Here is an 18,844-nt window from a genome sequence, read left to right as displayed (position 1 = left end):
TCACGCTGTTACAAAGATGAAAAAGACAGTACTCAACAGGTATTCACTAAAACTGAAGTAGCTCCTTCTTTTATAGGACAATCGGGATTAGGGACATTTTTAAGCCAGAACATCAGTTTTTTCACCTGAATGCCTATCCGGTTGATAAATTTCTCAGTGACACCGCAGTGGTAAGGTTTATTATTGACCAGGAGGGCATGATGAGTAATCTGATGGTAGAAGGAACAGAGAACAAGCTGTTCAAAAATAACTTGTTACGAACCTTTGTACAATCCGCCTGTTCATGGCAACCGGGCAGTTTTAGCGGTCGCTTTGTGAAAAGCTGGGTTGCCCTGAAGGTTTTTATACGATAGAAAGGAAATCTGACAATGTGCTGCTAAACATTGGCTATAGCAGAACAACCGTCAGAGATATTTTGAACAAGAAGTAGTTAAAATGATAGAAAATTCAATAGAACAAACAGAGGCAGAAATCGTAGACGAGTTTTCGCTGTTCGATAGCTGGGATGGTAAGTATGAATATATCATTGATCTTGGTAAAAAGCTTGCCCCATTACCCGATGAGCATAAAAAAGACGAAAATAAAGTAAAAGGATGCCAATCTACTGTATGGCTGGCCGCTGATTACCGGGATGGTAAAGTATTTTACCAGGCAGAAAGTGACGCGATTATTGTAAAAGGCCTGATCAGTATGTTGATCAGGGTATTGAGTGGCCATACGCCTGATGAGATCTTAAACGCCAATATGGACTTTATTAATAAGATCGGCATGACGAGTCACCTGGCACAAACCCGTTCTAATGGCCTGTTAGCAATGGTAAGACAAATGAAGAACTATGCTTTAGCGTTTAAAAGTTTAAAGTTTGATGCATAATATTCGGCATTGGACTTCTAATCTTAAACATTAAACCTTGAACAAAATGAACGAAGAAGAAATAAAAGAAAAGGTAGTAGAGGTTATTAAAACCATCTTTGACCCTGAATTGCCGGTAAATATTTTAGAGCTGGGACTCATCTATAAAATAGAGGTAAATGAGGGTGGAAATGTTTTTGTTTTGATGACGCTAACTGCACCCGGATGCCCTGCTGCCCAATCGCTTCCATTGGAAGTGGATGAAAAAGTACGGGCGGTTGAAGGCGTAAGTGATGTATTGGTTACGGTAACCTGGGACCCACCATGGAATAAATCAATGATGAGTGAAATAGCGCAACTCGAACTCGGCTTTATGTAAATACTCTATATGAAAATTACTGCACAGGAAGAATACGGCTTAAGGATTTTGATCCGCATAGGGTCTTGCAAAGACCAGGATGGTATGAGCATACCCCAATTAAGCGAAACTGAACAACTAAGTCAGCATTACATTGCGAAACTGACCAGGCTTCTTCGCATGTCTAACCTTATACGTAGCACACCTGGTAATAAAGGAGGGTACGTTTTGGCTAAACCAGCCGAGGAAATAGTCATCAAACAAGTATTAGAAGCGTTGGGTACTCCACTCGATAAAGAATTTACCGATGAAAACGGGGCTGTGATGCGTTTCTGCACCAGTTCTGTAGATTGCTCCTCACGCTCGTTATGGCAAATGATTCAAATGACCGTAAATAATTTGCTGGAACGTATCACCTTATTTGATCTTGTCAGCGAAAATGAAGCATCCAAAACCATTTTTGACGCGCTAAGTCCCGAATTTTTAGACAAAAAATAACATATTTATAAATAAAATACACAATTTATTGATTTTCAATTAAAAAATATTTTAAAAAGTTGTCATTTTGTGGGTTACCTCTTAGCCTTTTGGGTATTAATCTTCAAATTATAATTTTAACAACAAAAAAGACAATCATGAAAAAATTATTCGCAATTGCTTTGATCGCTGTATCTTTCGCAGCTTGTAACAGTGCTGAAACTAAAACTGAAGATGCTGCTGAAGCTACTGCAGATTCTTTAAACACTCAGGTTGAAGCTATCGCTGATTCAGCTAAAGCTACAATCGATTCAGCTGCTGCTACTGTAGATTCAGCTGCTGCTGCAACTGTAGATTCAGTTAAAGCTGCTCACTAATTGAAGCAATTACCATTTAGCTATAAAGAGGCCGGTTGATTTTTCAACCGGCTTTTTTGTGCGTTAATCTATCAGGGGAAGTTCAATATGAAAGGTGGTGCCTTTATTAATATCGGTTTCAAAAGTTATCTCCCCCCTGCCTGCTCAACAATAGTCTTACACATAGCGAGACCTAAACCGGTACCAGAGGTTTTGGTTGTAAAGTTGGGCGTGAATATTTTATCCAGCATTTCATCTTTTATACCTACACCATTATCGCTCACACTTACATAAACCTTATTCCCCTCTACCCTTTCTTTTACTGTCATTTTACAGATCACATCTTCCCGGGCAGCCTCTATGGCGTTTCCAAACAGGTTAGTAAATACCCGGTTCATATGCGTTTTGTCAGCAAATACATTAATAGGTTGCGAAAGTGGTTGCCATAACAGATCTACCTCCGGGTTTTTACTGTAAATAACAATCAATGGCTGAATGACTTCATGTAGATCAAATATCTCTGTCTTAACCTGGTTAATATTGGCAAACTGTGAAAAGTCTGCTGCGATCTTTGATAAGTGATCAATTTGTTCAACCAGCGTTTTGGAAACATTAAAAGTGAGCTGCTGTACATTAGGACTATCATTGTCAATAGCCCGCTGCAGGTATTGCAAACTCAGCTTCATAGGAGTTAATGGATTTTTATTTCATGTGCTACCTGCCGCGCCATTTCCCGCCAGGCCTCCTGCCGCTCAGATTTGGCCAAAGCATCGGCACTTACCTGTAGCTTGGTCACCATTTTGTTATACTCTGTAACCAGGCTACCTATCTCATCATTTTTTTCCCAAATGATCATTTCGTTATTCTTAGACAGGTTTACCTGCATCAGCTTATCTTTTATAAGTGCAAAAGAATGGGTAATACGATTGGTAATGAGCAAGGCCACCAATCCTGTTATTAAGAAAATAAACGCATTCAGGTTGATCAACGTTATTAAAAACCGCGATATTTCTTCATTAAGCACCTGTTCAGAAATAAAATAAGGTATACTTAAATAAGCATAAAAAGACCCGTCTTTATTTCTTAAAGGAGCATACATATTGGTATACTTACGGTCCAGGATCTTCTCCTTTTGGGTATGCTCAATATGGCGTAGCTTCTGCAGATAGTAAAAAGCCCGCGGGTCTATTTTAGAACTTAAAACCCCGTTATCATAAAGATCAGGGTGACTGGTAGCCAGCAGGTTTCCCCTGAAATTGTAAAGATTCACATCCACACCGTGTATATCTGCAACACGTTTCATAATTTCTTCCAGCCTCTGGGAATTCAGGGAGTCTGCCTGCTCATACACCAATGAACCAATTTCAGTATGCGACTGCATTTCATTGAGCATAATGCTCATGGTTCTCCCCAGGTGCTCTGAGTTAGAATCGTCAAAACGTTTGGTAAAAAATGAAATAGTGGCAATACCAATCACTAAAAAAGACAGCAGTGTTATTAATATAAAAGTATTATGTATTTGCCCTCGGATACTCGTAGAAAATCGTATCTGCTTTTTCAAACGTCCTTTATTCAATGCAAAATTGAGCAGGTTAGAAACCAATTGTATTAACGCCACCAGGAACAGGAAGGCACAAAAATATAGGAAAATAAAGTAATCGTTTCAAGGATGCGCTCGTTTTTACGTGTCATTACAATGATCTTATCATAGCCGGCCCGATACCATAATTCACTGTATCCGTTGTTCTCTCTTAACTCAAAAGTAGATTTAGGAACTTGAGACCTTAGTAATGTTGACGTGAAAGGATATTTTTTAGATGAAGTAATTAGTAAGTTTTTAGAATATACCGCATAATTATATACTGGCGAATTAAAGAAAGACGAATCTCTTGATTGTCTGAACAGCTCCGGCCGGATGGCATCCGGTGAATATTTATTAGGTTTAGATATGATCCATACCGTCCCAATCAAACCACCTTCATCGTTCATAACACGCCGCTGGGTTATGTACGCAAACTTCTCGTAGGATGGTTCATAAATATAAAGATCGGGCGAGCTGGTTGGAGTTGATTGTCGCTGTATTATATTCTGAAGGGATTCATAAGAAAGATTTCCCGTATTAAACATCGGCTTATTTAAGCTATCAAAAAGGTAAAGACCCGGTGTATAATCCTTAATATACCTCGAATAATTATTGGACAGAATACTATCTCTTAAATATTCATTTTGCTGTTCGTCATAAAACCGGTGATAGTTCTCTTCAAAAAAATCGTTATCGAGGTAAACATTCGCCATTACGATCAGGCGTTCGGTAGCCGAATCGCTCTTTACATTTAGCTTTTCAATGTAAACCCGGCGTTGTTTCAGTTCAGCATTATCAATTTCTGATAACATCAAGAAAGATATGCTTACGGAAAAGATAAAGATCCAGACTATGGTTCCCGAAATATTAAAACGAATAAGTTTGTTTAAAGACCGCTCGTTGTTAAACAGGAAAGTGTACACCAATAACCAGAGTAAACAAAGCAGGTATAACGAGCTGGATTCTGAAGCAACAAGCGCGATATAAGAAAGTCCGCCTACCGCAATAAGAAGATATATAAGATATACACGGCTTCTAAAAACCGGAAAAAGGTAGTAAAATAGTATACGCGAAAAATAGTGGAAACCAAATGAAAGAAAAGCCAGAATGATAAAACCAATTGCAGTATAAACAGATAATCCAAAGAAGTTGGTAACATCAAAAGAAACTTTAGAGTTGGATATTATGCTCCTGATTACATTTACTACAACAAATGTGAGCAAGAGTAACAAAGCTATATAAAGAATTCCCTGCAACCATTGAATACGATGTCCTCCCCTGCTTTCTCCGGGAGGTATGGTACCATCCGGCTTTATCCTGTTCCAGATAAAAATGCCAAACCAACAAAAAAGCGCGCTGTTAAGCAATAGATCTCCAAAACTGGGTAGGATAAAATTAGCATTGTAGAGATGCGGACCGAAAAGGTCCAGGCTATTGAGCTTGAAAAGATCCCTGCACAAATACAGCAATAACCTGAAAACAAGCAAGCAAAAAAGGAACAAGGGTATGTCTGCAAACTTATATTGACGTACTACATTTTTAAAAAGGAGAAAGTAGAGGGCCAGGAAGGCGAAAAAAAGCTCGCTAACCTAACAATAACCAGCAATGGGCCATCCTGGTCAGATTTAGCTGCGGGTTTCTTTTCGAGGTAAATGGAGCTATGGCCTGATAAGGACTTTATTGCATGAGGCGTTGGGGTTTCGCTAACACCGCTATAGAAGTAAGATCAGGGCTTAATGGAAATGTTTCCTTTGCATAATCGGTCGAATTTAAATAGTAGGTTGACTGAACGAGGATGGCTGAATAAACAGTTATATCCTTTGTATTGACTGCTGCAAACTTTTTTATCAGGTAGTAGCCATTGGCCAGCTTTTGCAGCTTTTCATCTTTTATTTGATGTAAAATACTATCAGGTATAATAATAGTAGCGGTATTCCAGAAATGCAGGTAGGGCTGATTGCTTTCAACTCCCTTGTATAGATAAAGGCCATAAGGTTTATTATATAGCAGGTCAATATCGGCTTGTGTTTCCTTGTTTTCACTCAGCCTACGTATAAGAGAAGTATCAGTTAATACTTTAGCAGCATCTCCTTCCTGTAGATGAATACCTCTTTGTAATTCTCTTTCTTTGTATTCTAAAGAAGTCTCATTAAGTACCGGAGATTTAAAAACAAACGAGGCTGCAAATAAAACCAGGGAAGCGATCAATATGAGGTAGCTCCAAAAGTTCTTATTTTGATAAATTTTACTCATTCTCCAGTTTTGCGTTTTTTACGCTGTTCCAGATGGTATCCATTTCGTCTAGTGTGAGATTATTGAGCGTTTGTCCCTTGCCGGCAGCAATAGCTTCCATTTGAGTGAACCGGCTGATAAATTTTTTATTGGTTTGTTCCAAAGCGGCATCTGCATCAATATTCAAAAACCGGGCATAGTTTATCACAGAAAATAAAAGATCGCCTAATTCTTCCTGTTGTCTCAATTGCGATTCCTGCTGGTTTATGGCAGATTGCAGCTCCTCCATTTCTTCCTCTACCTTTTCCCACACATCTTCCTTTTTCTCCCATTCAAAGCCTACCTGCTTCGCCTTCTCCTGCAAACGCATGGCTTTTATAATGCTTGGTAAAAACACAGGCACACCACTTAAAACTGAGGTTTTTCCTTCTTTTAATTTAATACGTTCCCAATTACGCTTCACATCTTCCTCACTCTTCACTTCCAGCAACCCTTCCGTGTGTTCTGCTGGCGGATATATATGCGGATGTCGCTTAATGAGCTTGTCGCTGATTGCATTTGCTACCTCATCAATAGTAAATTGCTGTTGCTCGGCTGCAATCTTTGAATAAAACACAATATGTAATAGCAAGTCGCCTAACTCCTCTTTTATATTCGTCCAGTCTTCGTCAAGGATAGCGTCTGTTAACTCGTAGGTTTCCTCCAGTGTCATTTGCCGCAACGACTGAATGGTTTGTTTTTTATCCCAGGGACACTTTTCGCGAAGGGTATCCATAATGGTCACCAATCGTTCAAATGCATTTTGAATCATTATTGTTGTGAATTTTATAGAAAGTAAAAATTAACATGTAAGGCCTCATAAGCGACCACTGTTTAAAACATTTTGGGTACTATCCATCAAAGACCATCAAATACTGTGCTGAAATTTCTATTGTGGTGAAATCAATCTATTCAAAATCAATAAACTACTGAAATCAACCTTTCTTTGAAAAAAAGCCGTGAAAGAAAAGCAGCTGATACTTTACCGCATTCTCCCAATAGGGCCAGGTATGTCCACCGGGGCGCGTTATATAATCATGCGGTATATTCCTGTATGAAAGTTGCCGGTGTAATTGCTGGTTAACTTCGTAAAAGAAATCTTCAGTCCCGCAATCAACAATAATGCTTAAAGTTTTCGGCTCAATTAAATGCAGCATATTAATAACTGTATTTTTCTCCCACAAATCAGCAGCTTCCGCATATTTCCCCAGTCGCTTTGCCATATCCCAGTTATTCGGAAAAGGCCTGATATCTACTCCGCCGCTCATACTACCGGTGGCGCCAAAAACATCCGGATGCTTAATGGCCAGGTATAAAGCGCCGTGCCCTCCCATACTTAAACCTGCTATAGCCCTGCCTTTAGAATTTTTAATAGTTGAATAGTTAGCATCCACCCAGGTTACCAGCTCTTGGGAAACATAGGTTTCATATTTAAAAGAAGGATCTACAGGACTATCCCAATACCAGCTGCCAAAGCCGCCATCCGCACAAACTATGATCTGGTCATATTCATCTGCAGACTCCCGTACCGCCGCTGCTTTGGGCCAGTTAGCGTAACTGCCGCTGTAGCCGTGCAAAAGATATACAACAGGGTATTGCTTAGACTTGCTATAATTATCAGGTGTGATAACCACGGCCTTAATATCCTTTTTCATTGCGGCGCTGCGGGTTACAACAGTATCCACTTTCGAAGCAATTACTATATTACAGATGAGGCTGAATGCCAACAATAAGGTGCCTAATTTGTAGTTCATCATTAATAAAAGTTTGAACACGAATTTAGGGCATTAGACTCAAAATGAAAGTGCATCTTATTGATACAGCTCACATTAAACATTCTTTAGGAAGGCGCAGTATTAAAGGCTCATAATATCTGCAGCAAGCGTTCTCGCTTCGGCATCGCTGTTAAGATAATCATCGAGTGAAGGTTTTTCAATAAATGGAACTTTTCCCATTACTGCTTCAATGATATCCGTCATTTCCAGGAAGCCGATCTTATTTTTAAGGAAAGCATAAACTGCTATTTCGTTAGCAGCGTTCATCACACAGGGTAAATTACCGCCTTTCTCCAGCGCTTCAATAGATAAAGCCAGGTTTCTGAAAGTGCGAAGATCCGGTTCTTCAAAAGTAAATGTATTGAATTTCCTGAAGCTAAACCGGGGATATTCATTAGGTATACGATGCGGGAAGGCCAGCGCGTACTGTATAGGCAAACGCATATCAGCCACACCGAGCTGTGCTTTTAGGCTACCGTCTTCAAACTGCACCATACTGTGGATAGCACTTTGAGGATGTACCAATACTTCTATCTGGTCGGGCTGTAAATTAAAAAGCCATTTGGCCTCTATCATCTCAAGCCCCTTATTCATTAAAGTAGCAGAATCAACCGATATTTTAGCTCCCATTTGCCAGTTGGGGTGCTGCAAAGCATGCTCCCTTTTGACGTTTACTAAAAAATTGGTCTTGCGGCCCAGGAACGGCCCACCCGAAGCTGTCAGGTAAATCTTCTCGATTTTATTACGGGTTTCACCAACCAGGCATTGAAAGATCGCCGAATGCTCCGAGTCAACCGGTATCACAGGCACCTGGTTCTGCACTGCCAGATCCATTACAATATCACCCGCCACCACCAGGGTTTCCTTATTGGCCAGTGCTATGGCTTTTTTACTTTGAATAGCTTTTAGCGTTGGCTTCAACCCGGCAAAGCCCACTATCGCAGCCAGCATCATATCATAACAATCCATTGCTGCTACTTCTTCCAGCGCCTTTTCACCTGCAAAAACTTTTACATCGGTGCCGGATAAAGCTTGTTTTACTTTTTCATAATAAGTATCGTCTCCAATCACTACAATATTAGGATCATGCACAATCGCCTGCTCAATCAATTCTTCATAATTGCTGTTCGCCGTCAGAATTTCCACAGAAAACTTGTCGGGGTTATGTTTAATAACCTCCAGCGCCTGCTTGCCAATAGAGCCGGTTGAACCAAAAATTCCTATTCTTTTTATCATAAACTTCCCTGCGTAATTGAGATGATATTTTGTTACAATTGTATAGATGATACCTGTAAACGCTACAAAAAAGCAACACAAAGTTGCTTATTGCTTTTCAACAGACCTAATAAAACCTGTACTAATTATTTTCAGTCCAGGGCGAAAGACTGTTGGCTATATTTCTATCGTTACTTAAACGCGGCACTTTATTCTGCCCCCCAATTTCCCGATAGACTTCATGTAATCGATAAACCCGTTTTTTCTTACGGGGGTAATTTTTAATGTTTGCAGAATATTTCCCGTAATAAGATCGTCATAATAAACATTCTTCTCACGCAAATTAATATCCACTTTTTCGGAAAACGCCTGCATATTTTCAGGAAAAGTATCAAACTCAATAAACCATTCGTGATAGCTTTTACCTTCGCCCTCGTTAACATAAGGAGCTACTGTAAACTCTGTTATATGAATATTTTCTTCACGCGCCGCTTTCATTAAACTATGCTCTACCTCCTCTCCAATTACATGCTCGCCGAACGCTGAAATAAAATGTTTGGTACGGCCTGTTACGATCAAACGATAGGGGTCTGTTGAAACAAACTTTACCATATCGCCAATATTATAACCCCATAATCCTGCGTTACTATTGATGATCAGCGCATAATTAACTCCCGTCTTCACATCCTTCAATGAAATACGCTTAGGATTCTCTTTAGAAATTTCATCTTCCGGTATAAACTCAAAGAAAATACCGCTATTGGTATTCAATAATAAGCCGGGTTCTGTTTGTGTATCCTGAAAGCAAAAAAACCTTCTGAAGCAGGAAATGTTTCGATACCATCTATTTTACGGCCAATGCTTTGCAACAGCTTTGTTTTATATGGTTCAAAATTTACACCACCATATACCATCACCGAAAAATCTGGAAATACTTCTCCCACCGGCTTGCCTGTACGTTTAATGATCTCATCAAAATACATTTGCACCCATGGCGGTATACCACTGATCAGCGTCATATTTTTTCCCAGGGTTTCATCCACCACTTTATTCAGCTTGGTTTCCCAATCCTCAATACAATTGGTTTCATAATCAGGTAGCTGGTTTTTACGCAAATACCTGGGTACGTGGTGATTCACGATACCACTAAGTCTTCCGGTAGGGACTCCCCCACTCTTTCCAACTCCGGCGATCCGCTCAAAAAAATCATCTTCCCATCAGCAAACTGGTGATTCCCGGTTTCTGCCATATAGCACAGCAACGCGTTACGCGCCGAATTAATATGATTCCCAATCGAATCTTTGGTAATGGGGATGTATTTGGTACCACTGGTGGTGCCCGATGTTTTGGCAAAATAAACAGGTACACCCTTCCACAAAACATTATGCTTCCCTCTTTGATCATATTGATGTAAGAAGTTAAAGCTTCATAGTCTCTCACCGGGATCGCCTGCTGAAATTCTTCATAACCCGAAACCTGCTCCAGCTTATGATCTCTTCCAAATTGTGTAGATTTGCCAACCTTAATAAGGTTTTTTAATATAGCCTGTTGATCAGCAACGGCCGTCAGCATTCCCTTCTTTATGTTTTTGTGAACGATAGATGCAAACGGCTTTGCTAAAAAAGATTTGATTTTCATTAATTTACGAAACTTTAATGGGAATATCAGGCAATCAAATGTAAGCAAAAATAACAGGAGAATCCAAGTTGCAAAAAATGATTTGCACAAAGTTTGATTTTCTTATTGATTATTCGGAAATAATAACTACCTTCGCCGCCTAATTTTTAAAAGATGATAGCAGTAATTAAGGTAGCAGGCCAACAATACAAAGTTGAAAAGGATCAGACATTATTTGTTCCACACCTCGAAGGTAAAGCAGGTGACTCTATTAACTTAGATGTACTATTTGTACACGCTGACGGAAAATTGTCTGTTGGTGCCGATAATAAAGCAAAAGTTAGCGCCGAAATCGTTGATCATATCAAAGGCGATACTGTTATTGCTTACAAAACAAAAAGAAGAAAAGGTTTTCATAAAAAGAAAGGTCACCGTACCGCTTATACTAAAATTAAAGTAACTGGTATAGCTTAATATATCCAGGTAAAATTCTTTTAAACTTCTATCAATATCAACTTTAAATAATTCAACATGGCACATAAGAAAGGCGAAGGCAGTGTAAAAAATGGTCGCGATTCGGAAAGCAAAAGATTAGGTGTTAAAATATTTGGCGGACAACCTGCTATTGCTGGTAACGTCATCGTTCGGCAGCGTGGTACTGTTTATCATCCCGGCACTAACGTAGGTGTAGGTAAAGATTTTACTTTATTTGCATTAACTGATGGTGTAGTAGAATTTAAAAAAGGGAGGAAAGACAGAACTTTCGTTTCTGTTTCTGAAGCAGCTCAAGCTTAGGAATATATTTTTTCTGGATACTATTGGTCCCGCAAATAAGCGGGACTTTTTTATGTTTACCCCTCAATTGTGAATAACTATTACTTATACCTTAATAAATTGTGGAAAAAAATTTGCAGGTATTCTAAATTTGTATAATTTTACCATCGATAACCCATTTACTAATCAATTAAATTCAAAATCAAATGGCAAAAGCAGCAGCTAAAAAAGCAGCTCCTAAAAAAGCGGCGGCTCCTAAGAAAGCAGCAGCAAAAAAAGCAGCTCCTAAAAAAGCAGCAGCCCCCAAAAAAGTAGCAGCTCCTAAGAAAGCAGCAGCCCCTAAGAAAGCGGCAGCTCCTAAAAAAGCAGCTCCTAAAAAAGCGGCGGCTCCTAAAAAAGCAGCGGCTCCTAAGAAAGCAGCAGCTCCTAAAAAAGCAGCAGCTCCTAAGAAAGCAGCTCCTAAAAAAGCAGCAGCTAAGAAAAAATAAGCGCTGATTTTTAAAAATTATAAACCTCCCAATCGGGAGGTTTTTTTTATCTATAGATAAACTCATCGGGCATATTCCATTTTGTTTGCTATTTTGCGTAAATGAACAATGCAGACATCGCAGAACATTTTTCCTTGCTCTCAAAGTTGATGGACATTAATGGAGAAAATGCATTCAAATCCAAAACCTACTCTATCGCAGCTTTTCATATTGAGAAGCTAGAATATCCACTTACAGAAACGGACAGGAATGCCATGGCTTCTATAAAAGGCCTGGGACCTTCGGTGGCAGCAAAGATCATTGAGCTATTGGATACCGGATCGATGGCTGCCTTGCAGGAGATCATTGAAAACACACCCGTAGGTGTTCGGGAAATGCTGCACATTAAAGGCCTGGGGCCTAAAAAAATCAATGCCGTATGGCAGGAAATGGGCATACAGTCTATTGGCGAGCTGGAATATGCCTGTATAGAGAACCGCTTAACAAGATATAAAGGCTTTGGAGCCAAGACGCAGGCAAATGTCCTGGAAGCAATCAGGTTTTACAATCAAAATATCGGGCATTTCCTCTATGCTCAGGTTGCCAGCTTATATCCTACTATACAAAACTACCTGGAGGGCTTGTTTGGTAAAGATAAAGTAGCACCCGCGGGTGACTTCAGACGCCAGATGCTTATTATAAAAGAACTCGAATTTATTATCGCGGCAACATCCGATACCATAAAACCCAAATTCCAGACAGCCTATCCCCCCGAACTGCTGGAAGAAACACCCACCTCTATTCTTTACAAACTAACCAATGGTCTTAAGCTGAGGCTCTATTTCGGAACCGATAATTTATATAAGAAACAATTCCTTTATAGCTCAGGGGAGTCGTTCATCAATACGTTTATTGAACATTTCGGGAAGGACCGGTTTGATAACGCCGCATTTACAAGCGAAGAAAGCATTTTTGAGCAGGCAGGTACAGGCTTCGTTCCATCCTACTACAGGGAAACCAGTGCAGCCGTTCTTCAGGCTAAAAACAAAACAATTCCCCAGGTATTACAGGTTAGCGATATCAAGGGCATTATTCACAACCATAGTACCTGGTCAGATGGTGTGAATACCATAGAAGAATTGGCAACAGATCTTATAAAAAATGGATTTGAATACTTCGTTATTTCCGACCACTCCAAAACAGCTGCCTACGCCAATGGTTTGTCTGAAGAGCGGATCTTACTCCAGCACCAGCAGGTAGATGAATTAAATAAAAAGCTGGCTCCTTTCAAAATATTTAAAAGCATAGAGAGCGATATATTGAACGACGGCAGTTTAGATTATAGCGACGAAGTACTAGCCAGTTTCGACCTGGTTATCGCTTCAGTGCATAGCAACCTGTATATGAAAGAAGATAAGGCAATGCAACGCCTCATCAAAGCAATAGAAAACCCATACACTACTATTCTGGGTCATCCCACCGGGCGTTTATTACTTAGCAGGAATGGCTACCCCATTGATCATGGAAAAATAATTGATGCCTGTGCAGCAAATAAAGTAGCTATTGAAATCAATGCCAACCCGCACCGGTTAGATTTAGATTGGCAATGGATCAGCTATGCTATGGAAAAAGGAGTACTATTATCCATTAACCCGGATGCACACTCAATAGCCGGTCTTTACGATATTAAATACGGCGTATTAGCAGCTCAAAAAGGCGGGCTAACGCCGCCTTCAATTTAAGCAGTTTTACATTGCACAATTTTCAACAATACCTCCATATAAAAAGATCAGCGCTCCGGATTGGTGCACAATCCGATAGCTCTTCGTTATAATTTTACAACGAAGAGTGAACAGCCAACCACCAGACTCCCTATATAAGCGATAGGTCTGGCAGCAAAATCATGTTTTTAGAGGATAAGCAACGAACAACGGCACGTATATTTTTACACTGTCATTCATCCATTTTAAAACCTCTAAAAAAGAATACATGAAACACACAAGTATCTTTCTGCTACTGACATTGGTATTAATATTGTGTCGGTGTAGCAAACAACACGAATCAGGCGCCAACGCATCTATTGAAAAAAGCCAGCTTGCCTCAGCGGGCCTGAAAAACTCCGCCCTTTTTACTTTAGATCAAAAAGATTCCGTTAAATCGATTTCTCCCATACCCTCTAAATTTTTTGATGAGGTGACCGAGCTCTTAAAACCAGTACAGGAGAATTTAGATCAGATTTTCAAAAAAATGAATCCCGGTTTATATGAATCGTATCAAAAAGATATTGAAAAGCTAAGCCAAATAACCGCGGATGGCGAAAGGTCCAGATTTGCACATAGTATGAAAGAAAAATACTATCCTTTTTTGAAGGAAGGATGGGCTGCAGCTCAAATAGATGAAAAAAGCTATAAGGAAAAAATAACCGGCCTGCTACCCGACGAGCTGCGAAAACTAATACGGTTCGATGCCGACTTTCTGAATTTCTATTTCGATATGCTGCGACCTCCTCAATCTAATACCTGGCTTCCCCGCATGAAAGATATCAATCAATGGGATATAGACGACCACGATGACCCAACACCGCCTAACACGCCCCCGCCCCCGCCCCCTGCAGCTGGGTTGAAGGTACAGTCTACTACCCCAATATAATCAACGCGAATCGCTATATCGATAAAATATTATGTGCCGATGCAGATGCTTACGGTATTAGTGCTAGCGGCGTGTTTGCCCGGGCTAATACATGGCCTTTCTGGGGACGAGGTTTAAGTAATATTGACCTTATCAGCAATAACAGGCCTGCGGATAATGGCTGCAGTAAGGTTAAAGTTCGCAAAACCATTTATTGGGAGGCGGCGCTCTATGCCTTTACATTTTACGGTCACCTTACCGTATCTACAGCCGAATACAACTCAAAATTTACTGCAGGAAATATAACCGCAGTGGCGCCCTTACTCTGGTATCATGAACGAAAAGGAAAGCAAACTATTATAGAAACATATACCATTTATAAAAGCGATGACAGAACAAGATTTGGCGCCAACTTAAAGGCAACGGTAACTTCAGAAGGCATTTTCTCCCACGGCTCTTCGAAGGCATCTCTTTCCATTCCCTCGTGGACGTTGACTGAACTATGCTGCAAATAACAGATCAGCTTAAGCAAAACAAGTTCAACGTAAAGTTCCCGAGCAGGTAAATCAACTGCTTAATATTTATATTGCATTTAACTTCACCCAAAACAAAGAGGCCACTATTGCTAGTGGCCTCTTTAAATATCAATCTGGTATTACCATTTATCTACTTCTTCATGTGTGGTGGAGCTGGTTCCGGATTCGGAAACTTTTGGTTCAACATTCTCTACCACTTGTTCATCATTAGCAGGTTCTTCTACCGGTGACGGTGGTTCCACTGCAGGTGCAGGTGTAGCGGCAACAGCAGCAGGTGCAACATAAGAATGATTGCCACCTTCTTCATCATAATCATCATGGTTGAAAGCATCGAAATCAAAATCAGGCATCAGGTCTGTTTTCACGTAATCAACTGCCTCATTCAAAGCTTTCAAAAACTTGTTGAAATCTTCTTTATAAAGGAAAACTTTGTGCCTGTCATAGCCATTATCATCAAACCTTTTACGGCTTTCGGTAATTGTTAAATAATAATCGTTGCCTTTGGTTGACCGCACATCAAAGAAATAAGTTCTTCTTTTTCCGGCACGAAGCCTTTTGCTATAAATAGCTTCCAGTTTTTTTTCGTTGTTTCCGTTCTCCACTTTCGTAATATTTACTTTATAGAAGTTTACTAGCTAACAAATATAACTATGTTTTTGAAAAAACAATAAAATAGTTGTTAAATAGAATAAATTAATCTATATAGGCGTTTTGGTAAAGAAACACAACAAATATAAATAAACATAATATGTTTTGAACAAAAAATATAGCACCGCCAAATGTTGTTTTTAGCAATTCAGTAAGAGCATTCAATGTATCTTTGCGTGATTTTTTAAGAATAGATTTATTATACCATAATGTTTTATACTTTAGCTATTAACTGGTCTGGTGTTGGTGTACAGGTTGCTCAACTTATTCTGGCCCTTTCGATTCTCGTTTTATTACACGAGTTTGGTCATTACATTACTGCAAGATGGTTTGGTTGCCGTGTTGAAAAATTTTATTTGTTTTTCGACCCCTGGTTTTCCCTGTTTAAAAAGAAAGTAGGCGACACCGAATATGGTGTTGGATGGTTACCCCTGGGTGGTTATGTTAAGATCAGCGGGATGATTGATGAGAGCATGGATAAGGAGCAAATGAAGCAGCCTGCAAAGTCTTATGAGTTCCGAAGCAAGCCGGCCTGGCAGCGTTTGATCATTATGCTGGCTGGTATTATCATGAATGTGCTCGTTGCGTTTATTATTTACGCCATGATTTTATTTGTTTGGGGTGAGCAAAAACGCCGATGAGTTCTATACGCGATGGTGTGGCCGTTACCGATAGCCTGATGAGTGATATTGGACTACGCTCAGGCGATAAGATACTAGCTGTTAATGGCGAGCCTGTTCCCTACTTCGAAGACCTGGCGGCAAAGATCCTTATCGGCAGCGAAACGATCGACGTAGAGCGCGATGGTAAAAAAATGACCGTAACTGTACCGGTAAACCTGATTGGCAAACTGGTGGAAAGCAGGCGCAAGAAAGCGTATATGTTTATGGAACGTGTACCCTCTTATGTAGGCGAATACGACAAGAAGTTCAAAATGGACACGATGGGCGGTTATAAAGCCGGGCTAAGGAAGATGGACCTGGTTACCGCCATTGACGCAACTCCTGTTCGGTTCTTCGATGAAATGTCAGCCGTGGTCAACAGTAAAAAAATCAACAGGTTCAGCTTTCAGTTGTAAGAAACGGGCAGCCGCTGACGCTAACCGCAAAGGTTGACGCAGACGGTAAAATAGGTATCCCGCGTTTAACAGATGAAGAATATGAAGCTTTGGGAGCTTACAAAATAGAAAAACGCGAATATGGTTTTTTTGCCGCTTTTCCGGCTGGTGTTAACAAATCAATAGAGAAATTAAAGGCGTACATAGACCAGTTTGCTTTGATCCTGAATCCAAAAACAGAAGCTTACAAAGGCGTAGGTGGTTTTAAGGCAATGGGCTCTGTATTCCCTACCTTCTGGAGCTGGGAGGCATTCTGGAATATTACGGCATTTCTTTCCATTGTATTGGCATTTATGAACCTGCTTCCGATACCTGCACTGGATGGTGGCCATGTAATGTTTACCCTGTATGAAATGGTAAGCGGCCGCAAACCCAATGAGAAGTTCCTGGAGTATGCACAAATGGTGGGTATGATACTTTTGTTAGGTCTTATGTTATATGCTAATGGTAACGACTGGTTTGGCTGGGGACGGTAAGGGCGAGTTAACAGTTTGTTGTTGACAGATGACAGGTGGTACAAATGCGGAAAAATGAGTTTAATTTTGTATCTTTGTATGCTGGTTTAAGCATGATAGTGAAATAGAAAAGTCTTAAATCTTAGTTTATTGGGGGCGCTTGGTTTTGACAGCGTAGGTCTTTGAAAGTGTAAGCATGTCGGGCGTTGTGTAATTAGCCCGTTAATCTGAATACTCAAACTTCAAATGGCAATACACAGTATGCCATGGCTGCCTAATCAGTGATTAGATAGTCATTAGGGCCGCTTGAGCAGGTTGGTCTGTTACCAAGCTCCGCCGCCGACTCAAAAACAAAAACAGAATGCTGCTGCGTAAGGCTGTGAGCGTAGCAAAAGACTATCCAGCTAAGCTTTGAATTGGTTTGTTCTTTCCCGGTTCATTGCCGACAAATAATAAAGAAATAAGCATGTAGAAAGCTTTTGGAGGATATGTTTGGACACCGGTTCGAGTCCGGTCGCCTCCACTTAAAAAGACTAAAAAAAACGACGTGTACTTTTTGATACACGTCGTTTTTTTTATCTTATCTTTTAATGTTGTGTTTCCTTGTATACAAACTCCTCAATCAGATCAAACAAAGTACTGCCTACTCTTTCCACTTTTTCGGTTTCAAATTTATCAGTCAACTCAATGGCCAGTTTATACAGATCGTCAGTAGCACTCCTATCAAGCATTTGAGAAAAGTTTTTACTCTCTTTTTCTTTTCCTTCCTGCAGATCTCGTAAATAACAAAGCGCTTCTACTACTTCAAAATGGGTCTTTTGCCAGGAATCGAAGCCGCGTGGGAAATAATGTTCAGACATTGCAATTCGTTTTATTAAAAAATCAATTTAACCTAACTAAAATAACACTTTTAACTGACTATTTTACTGATTTAGGTCAGGTCTGTTACGACAGCCTTAAAACATATGTAAAAGGCCTGCCTAAAACTCGATTTGCCACCCAGGTAACGGGTAAAGCCTATCAAAAAGAAAATAGATGAGAATACATTGTTAAGCTGTCATGAAAATCACCCACGGATATTACTGATAAAGTTTTGCCAGACATTGATTTCTCCTTTTAAAGAAACGAAAAGAGCGGTAAACACAATACCGAATATAGCCCCCAGAGGTGAGCACCATGATTAATATTCCCTTTGCCCTGCTTATCCAGGTAGGCTGAAATACCGAGGTAAATCAGACCGAATATCCAACCTGGTATAGGAATAGGTACGAAAATAAAACCAATGCCCATGGTAGGATATAAAACAATGCAGGAAAATATAACTGCAGCTACTGCGCCCGAAGCACCCAGGCTCCTGAAATAATAGTTATCCTTATGCTTAAAATAATCGGGAACGCTTGATATAATTAATGCACCGAAATACAACATGGCATAATAAATTGGAGCATCTGTGCCAAATATATCAGGAGACGAAAACAATCCCTGTTCTAAAGTTGTTCCAAAAGAATAAAACGCCAGCATATTAAATGCCAGGTGCATAAAATCGGCGTGAATAAACCCGCAGGTTATAAACCGGTAATATTGATTCCTTTTCGAAATAGCCGGCCCATAAAAAACAAGGCTATCAATTACTTTGGGACTATTAAATCCTAAAAGTGATACAAGAACGGTGATAGCTGCAATCACCAGTGTAATAGAAAATGTAAATGTCATCCT

At 39.9% G+C, this 18,844-nt stretch carries 25 protein-coding genes, 1 other RNA gene and 1 pseudogene; 14 read left to right on the top strand and 13 right to left on the bottom strand.

Annotated elements, in window-relative coordinates; translation table 11 throughout:
• The first annotated feature begins 435 nt into the window (after window positions 1-435).
• The 4 genes from MKP07_RS22850 to MKP07_RS22835 all read left to right on the top strand — a co-directional run bounded on the left by MKP07_RS22850 (window position 436) and on the right by MKP07_RS22835 (window position 2,064).
• Window positions 436-873, top strand: coding sequence for a SufE family protein (locus MKP07_RS22850; RefSeq protein ID WP_240849376.1), 438 nt, complete (start codon window positions 436-438; stop codon window positions 871-873).
• 46 nt (window positions 874-919) lie between these two features.
• Complete coding sequence (locus MKP07_RS22845) at window positions 920-1,231, top strand: iron-sulfur cluster assembly protein (RefSeq protein WP_240849374.1); 312 nt, start codon at window positions 920-922, stop codon at window positions 1,229-1,231.
• A gap of 9 nt (window positions 1,232-1,240) precedes the next feature.
• Window positions 1,241-1,708, top strand: a complete 468-nt coding sequence (locus tag MKP07_RS22840; protein ID WP_240849372.1) for an Rrf2 family transcriptional regulator — start codon at window positions 1,241-1,243, stop codon at window positions 1,706-1,708.
• A gap of 137 nt (window positions 1,709-1,845) precedes the next feature.
• The gene (locus MKP07_RS22835; RefSeq protein ID WP_240849370.1) at window positions 1,846-2,064 is read left to right on the top strand and encodes a hypothetical protein; all 219 of its coding nucleotides are present in this window, start codon (window positions 1,846-1,848) and stop codon (window positions 2,062-2,064) included.
• A gap of 125 nt (window positions 2,065-2,189) precedes the next feature.
• Here the strand turns inward: MKP07_RS22835 and MKP07_RS22830 are convergent, their stop codons facing one another.
• From MKP07_RS22830 to MKP07_RS43870, 10 genes and pseudogenes are all read right to left on the bottom strand, one after another.
• Window positions 2,190-2,729 carry a sensor histidine kinase gene (locus MKP07_RS22830; RefSeq protein WP_240849369.1) on the bottom strand — a complete coding sequence of 180 codons (540 nt, stop codon included), beginning with the start codon at window positions 2,727-2,729 and terminating at the stop codon, window positions 2,190-2,192.
• Window positions 2,730-2,734: 5 nt separating this feature from the next.
• Window positions 2,735-3,661 carry a HAMP domain-containing protein gene (locus tag MKP07_RS22825; protein WP_240849367.1) on the bottom strand — a complete coding sequence of 309 codons (927 nt, stop codon included), beginning with the start codon at window positions 3,659-3,661 and terminating at the stop codon, window positions 2,735-2,737.
• The gene (locus MKP07_RS22820; protein ID WP_240849366.1) at window positions 3,652-5,127 is read right to left on the bottom strand and encodes a hypothetical protein; all 1,476 of its coding nucleotides are present in this window, start codon (window positions 5,125-5,127) and stop codon (window positions 3,652-3,654) included. Before MKP07_RS22820 ends, MKP07_RS22825 begins: the two co-directional genes overlap by 10 nt.
• A gap of 175 nt (window positions 5,128-5,302) precedes the next feature.
• Window positions 5,303-5,878: a hypothetical protein gene (locus tag MKP07_RS22815; protein ID WP_240849364.1), complete on the bottom strand. Its 576-nt coding sequence runs from the start codon at window positions 5,876-5,878 to the stop codon at window positions 5,303-5,305.
• Window positions 5,871-6,668 (bottom strand): nucleoside triphosphate pyrophosphohydrolase, encoded by a 798-nt coding sequence (gene mazG / locus MKP07_RS22810; RefSeq protein WP_240849363.1) that lies wholly within the window; start codon window positions 6,666-6,668, stop codon window positions 5,871-5,873. Before mazG ends, MKP07_RS22815 begins: the two co-directional genes overlap by 8 nt.
• 163 nt (window positions 6,669-6,831) lie before the next feature.
• Window positions 6,832-7,653 (bottom strand): alpha/beta hydrolase, encoded by an 822-nt coding sequence (locus MKP07_RS22805; RefSeq protein ID WP_240849362.1) that lies wholly within the window; start codon window positions 7,651-7,653, stop codon window positions 6,832-6,834.
• 99 nt (window positions 7,654-7,752) lie between these two features.
• Window positions 7,753-8,907: a 1-deoxy-D-xylulose-5-phosphate reductoisomerase gene (locus MKP07_RS22800; RefSeq protein WP_240849361.1), complete on the bottom strand. Its 1,155-nt coding sequence runs from the start codon at window positions 8,905-8,907 to the stop codon at window positions 7,753-7,755.
• A gap of 174 nt (window positions 8,908-9,081) precedes the next feature.
• Window positions 9,082-9,657, bottom strand: coding sequence for a GH3 domain-containing protein (locus MKP07_RS22795; RefSeq protein ID WP_240849359.1), 576 nt, complete (start codon window positions 9,655-9,657; stop codon window positions 9,082-9,084).
• Window positions 9,654-10,025: a hypothetical protein gene (locus tag MKP07_RS22790; protein ID WP_240849357.1), complete on the bottom strand. Its 372-nt coding sequence runs from the start codon at window positions 10,023-10,025 to the stop codon at window positions 9,654-9,656. The genes MKP07_RS22795 and MKP07_RS22790 overlap by 4 nt, the downstream gene beginning before the upstream one ends.
• Window positions 10,022-10,458 (bottom strand): annotated as a pseudogene (locus MKP07_RS43870) (GH3 family domain-containing protein). The gene MKP07_RS22790 and the pseudogene MKP07_RS43870 overlap by 4 nt, the downstream one beginning before the upstream one ends.
• A 219-nt stretch (window positions 10,459-10,677) precedes the next feature.
• Here MKP07_RS43870 and rplU point away from each other — a divergent pair.
• The 6 genes from rplU (at window position 10,678) to MKP07_RS22755 (ending at window position 14,887) form a co-directional block, all read left to right on the top strand.
• Window positions 10,678-10,977, top strand: a complete 300-nt coding sequence (gene rplU, locus MKP07_RS22780) for a 50S ribosomal protein L21 (protein WP_114791205.1) — start codon at window positions 10,678-10,680, stop codon at window positions 10,975-10,977.
• A 57-nt stretch (window positions 10,978-11,034) separates the two neighbouring features.
• A complete protein-coding gene (rpmA, locus tag MKP07_RS22775) occupies window positions 11,035-11,298 on the top strand; it encodes a 50S ribosomal protein L27 (protein WP_114791204.1) in 264 nt (87 codons plus the stop codon).
• Window positions 11,299-11,483: 185 nt separating this feature from the next.
• Complete coding sequence (locus MKP07_RS22770) at window positions 11,484-11,765, top strand: hypothetical protein (protein WP_240849355.1); 282 nt, start codon at window positions 11,484-11,486, stop codon at window positions 11,763-11,765.
• 101 nt (window positions 11,766-11,866) lie between these two features.
• Window positions 11,867-13,486, top strand: coding sequence for a DNA polymerase/3'-5' exonuclease PolX (locus MKP07_RS22765; RefSeq protein ID WP_240849354.1), 1,620 nt, complete (start codon window positions 11,867-11,869; stop codon window positions 13,484-13,486).
• A gap of 247 nt (window positions 13,487-13,733) precedes the next feature.
• Window positions 13,734-14,393, top strand: a complete 660-nt coding sequence (locus MKP07_RS22760; RefSeq protein ID WP_240849353.1) for a hypothetical protein — start codon at window positions 13,734-13,736, stop codon at window positions 14,391-14,393.
• Window positions 14,394-14,464: 71 nt separating this feature from the next.
• Complete coding sequence (locus MKP07_RS22755) at window positions 14,465-14,887, top strand: hypothetical protein (protein ID WP_240849352.1); 423 nt, start codon at window positions 14,465-14,467, stop codon at window positions 14,885-14,887.
• 140 nt (window positions 14,888-15,027) lie between these two features.
• On the opposite strand, the gene MKP07_RS22750 is transcribed toward MKP07_RS22755, so the two are convergent.
• On the bottom strand, window positions 15,028-15,510 hold the full coding sequence (locus tag MKP07_RS22750; RefSeq protein ID WP_240849351.1) for a DUF3276 family protein: 483 nt from the start codon (window positions 15,508-15,510) through the stop codon (window positions 15,028-15,030).
• Window positions 15,511-15,765: 255 nt separating this feature from the next.
• Here MKP07_RS22750 and MKP07_RS22745 point away from each other — a divergent pair, with 255 nt between their 5' ends.
• The 4 genes from MKP07_RS22745 to ssrA all read left to right on the top strand — a co-directional run bounded on the left by MKP07_RS22745 (window position 15,766) and on the right by ssrA (window position 17,654).
• The gene (locus tag MKP07_RS22745; protein WP_262919429.1) at window positions 15,766-16,197 is read left to right on the top strand and encodes a site-2 protease family protein; all 432 of its coding nucleotides are present in this window, start codon (window positions 15,766-15,768) and stop codon (window positions 16,195-16,197) included.
• On the top strand, window positions 16,194-16,634 hold the full coding sequence (locus MKP07_RS22740; protein ID WP_240849350.1) for a Do family serine endopeptidase: 441 nt from the start codon (window positions 16,194-16,196) through the stop codon (window positions 16,632-16,634). Before MKP07_RS22745 ends, MKP07_RS22740 begins: the two co-directional genes overlap by 4 nt.
• An 89-nt stretch (window positions 16,635-16,723) precedes the next feature.
• Entirely contained in the window at window positions 16,724-17,149 is a 426-nt protein-coding gene (locus MKP07_RS22735; protein ID WP_240849348.1) for a site-2 protease family protein, read from the top strand.
• A 131-nt stretch (window positions 17,150-17,280) separates the two neighbouring features.
• Window positions 17,281-17,654, top strand: a transfer-messenger RNA (tmRNA) gene (gene ssrA / locus MKP07_RS22730).
• A 61-nt stretch (window positions 17,655-17,715) separates the two neighbouring features.
• Here the strand turns inward: ssrA and MKP07_RS22725 are convergent.
• Window positions 17,716-17,988: a hypothetical protein gene (locus tag MKP07_RS22725; RefSeq protein ID WP_240849347.1), complete on the bottom strand. Its 273-nt coding sequence runs from the start codon at window positions 17,986-17,988 to the stop codon at window positions 17,716-17,718.
• A 256-nt stretch (window positions 17,989-18,244) separates the two neighbouring features.
• Entirely contained in the window at window positions 18,245-18,841 is a 597-nt protein-coding gene (locus tag MKP07_RS22720) for a rhomboid family intramembrane serine protease (RefSeq protein ID WP_240849346.1), read from the bottom strand.
• Window positions 18,842-18,844: the final 3 nt, after the last annotated feature.

This window comes from Paraniabella hibiscisoli (genome assembly GCF_022512515.1).
GTDB classification, from domain to species: domain Bacteria; phylum Bacteroidota; class Bacteroidia; order Chitinophagales; family Chitinophagaceae; genus Niabella; species Niabella hibiscisoli.
Note: the sequence above shows the minus strand (reverse complement) of the source record. Positions and strands in the feature narration are given on the sequence as shown.

Coding starts and splice junctions, on each gene's coding strand:
- MKP07_RS22850 (WP_240849376.1), top strand. CDS start 436: ATGATAGAAAATTCAATAGAACAAACAGAGGCAGAAATCGTAGACGAG.
- MKP07_RS22845 (WP_240849374.1), top strand. CDS start 920: ATGAACGAAGAAGAAATAAAAGAAAAGGTAGTAGAGGTTATTAAAACC.
- MKP07_RS22840 (WP_240849372.1), top strand. CDS start 1,241: ATGAAAATTACTGCACAGGAAGAATACGGCTTAAGGATTTTGATCCGC.
- MKP07_RS22835 (WP_240849370.1), top strand. CDS start 1,846: ATGAAAAAATTATTCGCAATTGCTTTGATCGCTGTATCTTTCGCAGCT.
- MKP07_RS22830 (WP_240849369.1), bottom strand. CDS start 2,729: ATGAAGCTGAGTTTGCAATACCTGCAGCGGGCTATTGACAATGATAGT.
- MKP07_RS22815 (WP_240849364.1), bottom strand. CDS start 5,878: ATGAGTAAAATTTATCAAAATAAGAACTTTTGGAGCTACCTCATATTG.
- mazG (WP_240849363.1), bottom strand. CDS start 6,668: ATGATTCAAAATGCATTTGAACGATTGGTGACCATTATGGATACCCTT.
- MKP07_RS22805 (WP_240849362.1), bottom strand. CDS start 7,653: ATGATGAACTACAAATTAGGCACCTTATTGTTGGCATTCAGCCTCATC.
- MKP07_RS22800 (WP_240849361.1), bottom strand. CDS start 8,907: ATGATAAAAAGAATAGGAATTTTTGGTTCAACCGGCTCTATTGGCAAG.
- rplU (WP_114791205.1), top strand. CDS start 10,678: ATGATAGCAGTAATTAAGGTAGCAGGCCAACAATACAAAGTTGAAAAG.
- rpmA (WP_114791204.1), top strand. CDS start 11,035: ATGGCACATAAGAAAGGCGAAGGCAGTGTAAAAAATGGTCGCGATTCG.
- MKP07_RS22770 (WP_240849355.1), top strand. CDS start 11,484: ATGGCAAAAGCAGCAGCTAAAAAAGCAGCTCCTAAAAAAGCGGCGGCT.
- MKP07_RS22765 (WP_240849354.1), top strand. CDS start 11,867: ATGAACAATGCAGACATCGCAGAACATTTTTCCTTGCTCTCAAAGTTG.
- MKP07_RS22760 (WP_240849353.1), top strand. CDS start 13,734: ATGAAACACACAAGTATCTTTCTGCTACTGACATTGGTATTAATATTG.
- MKP07_RS22745 (WP_262919429.1), top strand. CDS start 15,766: ATGTTTTATACTTTAGCTATTAACTGGTCTGGTGTTGGTGTACAGGTT.
- MKP07_RS22740 (WP_240849350.1), top strand. CDS start 16,194: ATGAGTTCTATACGCGATGGTGTGGCCGTTACCGATAGCCTGATGAGT.
- MKP07_RS22725 (WP_240849347.1), bottom strand. CDS start 17,988: ATGTCTGAACATTATTTCCCACGCGGCTTCGATTCCTGGCAAAAGACC.
- MKP07_RS22720 (WP_240849346.1), bottom strand. CDS start 18,841: ATGACATTTACATTTTCTATTACACTGGTGATTGCAGCTATCACCGTT.